At 64.9% G+C, this 470-nt stretch carries 1 protein-coding gene; it reads right to left on the reverse strand.

The window, feature by feature from the left end:
- Positions 1 to 252: condensation domain-containing protein (locus FF041_RS24725; RefSeq protein WP_153524866.1), on the reverse strand; the 252-nt coding region annotated here is incomplete at its 3' end.
- Between the last annotated feature and the right edge of the window lie 218 nt (positions 253 to 470).

Genomic DNA, 470 nt, shown 5'->3' on the forward strand with positions numbered 1-470 from the left:
ACGCGGAATGACCTGCACCATCTGCGCACCGGTCACCGGACGGAAGCATGCCCGCAGCGCGGCGTGCCGGGTCAGCAGCGCCTCCCACGATGTCCGCAGCCGATCCGCTTCCACAGGGCCGTTGACATCCAGCGCCGATTGCACGGTGTAGACGTCGGGACCTCGGTCGTCGAAACCTGCGTGGAACAGCATGCCTTCCTGCAACGGCGACAGCGGCCACACATCCTCGACAAGGGATCGAGATCGGGTCATCGTTCTGTCTCCTCACAACGGCTTGTGCCTATGTCGGCTATCGCTATCGCTTCTCGTCGGCGAATCCGGCTTCGATTTCCTCGATCTGGTGCTGTGCGAGGTTGAGCAGAGGGAAGTCGGAGGGGGTGTGTCCGCCCGCGGTGGGGTCGGTGGTGTGAGCGGCCAGTCCTTCCAGCATCCGCAGCCAGGCCCGGCCGAACCCTTCGGCCTCTTCCTCG

Origin of the sequence: Streptomyces jumonjinensis, from assembly GCF_009600885.1 — a bacterium.
GTDB classification, from domain to species: Bacteria; Actinomycetota; Actinomycetes; order Streptomycetales; family Streptomycetaceae; genus Streptomyces; species Streptomyces jumonjinensis.